Genomic DNA, 2,485 nt, shown 5'->3' with positions numbered 1-2,485 from the left:
CGTCCCATGATTTCGTCCTTTCCTCTTGAGGCTGAAAGCCGCTTGCTCTGCGGCATGCGGCTCTGCCGTTCCGGCGAGGAACAGGATGGGGAGGGAGGGTGAGAATCTACCGCTGGCGCGGGCGAGCCGTCATAGCCCGGCCGAAATCCCGCAGGGCTTCGGGTGCCGCGCTTGGCGGATTACACGGGCGGCCGATTGTCGTTCGGGGACGAAGGGGCAGCGCCCTTGGCGTTCCCCCGCGACACGCCGATATGGGCGTGTCGCCTAGCGCATATCCTCGTAGCGCAGGCGCTTCCGCACCAACGGGATGTCCTGAAGATTCTTGACCACCCGGTTGTTGCCGCCCAGCTCGCGCCATTGCTTCTCGCGGGCGCGCGCAGCGACCAGCGAAAACTCCATGATATGGGCGACGGCCATGGCCGACTTGCCCATATCGAACAGCCGGTAACAGATTTCGACGCCGCGCGGGGTCAGGCAGCCGCTATGGTGGCGGTTGTCTGGCCAACGCGGGTCGAACATGCCGACCAGCTCGCTGCCCTCAAGCGATAGTTCGGAATTGACCGCTGCAATCGCATCGATCCGCTTGCGAACGAGTTTGCGGATACGGCGGTCGAGGCGCTTCAGATCGTCGCGCAGCGCGCGCTCGGTGGCCTCGAACAACAGGCTGCGCATACTTATCACGCCGACATAATGCTTGGCGATCGTCCGCTGCTCCAGCAGCAGCCGCATGGCCTTGAGGCGGTCCAGCGCCTCATAATCGTATTGCTGACGATCGGGCATGAACGCGAGATGATCGCGGACCCAGGAATCCGGATTGAGATCGGCCGTCACCTGATCCAGATGGTGAGCAATGCTGTTTCGCCGCCCGATCAGTTTGACCATTTCGCGGCGTTCATCGGCCGTCAGCACGCCTTCCTTGACCAACCAGTCGAAGGCTCGCTGCACTTTCTTGCGCTCGGGTACTTCCGGCGCCGGTTCGGTCGTCTCGTCATCGTTGCGCGAGAGCTTCCAGCGCTTTTGCGTATCAACGGTTTCAACGACGCTGCGCTTCAATTCCTCGGCGTGATAGATGACCAGGATCATTTCCAAAGCGCGGTGCCGGATCATGCAGCGCTCCAGTTCCGGCAACCGGCCGCGATACGGGTCGGTGAAATGGCGCTTCCGGCCCTCCCATTGCGGTGTTTCAGTATCCTTCATGGTTCAACCATGCTGCAAAACAGGGCGCGCGGCGAGCGCAGCCATTCCGATAAAGCTACAAACGTATCTCTCGCCATCGAGACGGCATGAAACCATCGTAAATTTGCGATATATATTGACCACATAAAACCCATCGGTTATTTGCGCTGTATGGAAACCGACTCTTCTCTCGCGATATTGGCAGCCTTGGGGCACCCCACTCGTCTCGATGCCTTTCGTCTGCTCGTTCGACATGAACCTGACGGGCTATCGACGGGCCAGCTCGTGGAAGCGTCGGGGCTGACACAAAGCACGTTCTCGACACATCTCGCTGTGCTTGTGAAAGCCGGTCTGGTCCTGCCTGAGAAACGCGGGCGCCAACAAATCCAGCGCGCAAACATCAAGGCGCTGAAGGATCTCATGCTGTTTCTGGCGAAGGACTGCTGCCAGGGCCGCCCTGAGCTTTGCGAACCGCTGGTTGCCGAACTCACCTGCTGCTGAAGGATTTACCGTGACTGATAAGGTCTACAATGTGCTGTTCCTGTGTACCGGGAACAGCGCCCGCTCGATCCTGGGCGAAGCCCTCATGAACAAGCTCGGCGAAGGGCGTTTCCGGGCCTACAGCGCCGGGAGCCAGCCCAAGGGCGATGTGCATCCCATGGCGCTGTCCGTGCTGACCGGCCTCGGCTTCGACATTGCGGGGATGCGGTCGAAGAGTTGGGACGAATTTTCTGCGCCAGACGCCCCGAAATTCGATTTCATCTTTACCGTGTGCGACAACGCCGCCGGTGAAACTTGCCCGGTCTGGATCGGGCATCCGCTTACCGCGCATTGGGGCATCGAAGATCCGGCAGCCGTAGAGGGCGAAGGCCAGCGCGAGGCATTCCTACAGGCGCTGCGCTTCCTTCAGAACCGGATTTCGCTGTTTCTCGCCCTGCCGATCGCCAGCCTCGACGAGATGGCGATGCGCAGCAAACTCAAGGAAATCGGGCAGGCCGAAGGGGCCAGCGCCAAAGCGGGAGCCGTCAAGTGACCACCGACATCATCATCTATCACAATCCCGAATGCGGCACGTCGCGCAATGCGCTCGCCATGATCCGCAACGCGGGCACCGAACCGCACGTGATCGAATATCTCAAGACGCCGCCCACACGCGCTTTGCTGGTCGAACTGATCGACCGCGCCGACATGGCCCCGCGCGATCTCTTGCGTGAGAAGGGCACCCCCTATGCAGAGCTGGGGCTGAACGACACGTCGCTGTCGGACGACGCGCTGGTGGACGCGATGATGGCGCATCCGATCCTCATCA

General features: G+C 61.0%; 4 protein-coding genes. 3 read left to right on the top strand and 1 reads right to left on the bottom strand.

The window, feature by feature from the left end; all coding sequences use genetic code 11:
- Positions 1-264 precede the first annotated feature (264 nt).
- Positions 265-1,197, bottom strand: a complete 933-nt coding sequence (locus tag LH128_RS31630) for a hypothetical protein (RefSeq protein WP_008833350.1) — start codon at positions 1,195-1,197, stop codon at positions 265-267.
- Positions 1,198-1,347: 150 nt separating this feature from the next.
- On the opposite strand from LH128_RS31630, the gene LH128_RS29410 reads away from it, so the two are divergent.
- The 3 genes from LH128_RS29410 to arsC all read left to right on the top strand — a co-directional run.
- Positions 1,348-1,677, top strand: a complete 330-nt coding sequence (locus tag LH128_RS29410) for an ArsR/SmtB family transcription factor (RefSeq protein WP_037521976.1) — start codon at positions 1,348-1,350, stop codon at positions 1,675-1,677.
- 10 nt (positions 1,678-1,687) lie between these two features.
- On the top strand, positions 1,688-2,209 hold the full coding sequence (locus tag LH128_RS29405) for an arsenate reductase ArsC (RefSeq protein WP_008833348.1): 522 nt from the start codon (positions 1,688-1,690) through the stop codon (positions 2,207-2,209).
- The coding region (arsC, locus tag LH128_RS29400) for an arsenate reductase (glutaredoxin) (RefSeq protein WP_008833347.1) at positions 2,206-2,485 on the top strand (280 nt) is incomplete at its 3' end. The genes LH128_RS29405 and arsC, both read left to right, overlap by 4 nt.

This window comes from Sphingomonas sp. LH128 (assembly GCF_000293195.2).
Taxonomy (GTDB): Bacteria; Pseudomonadota; Alphaproteobacteria; order Sphingomonadales; family Sphingomonadaceae; genus Novosphingobium; species Novosphingobium resinovorum_A.
The sequence above is the reverse complement of the archived record's forward strand: the minus strand, read 5'-3'. Positions and strand labels throughout refer to the sequence as shown.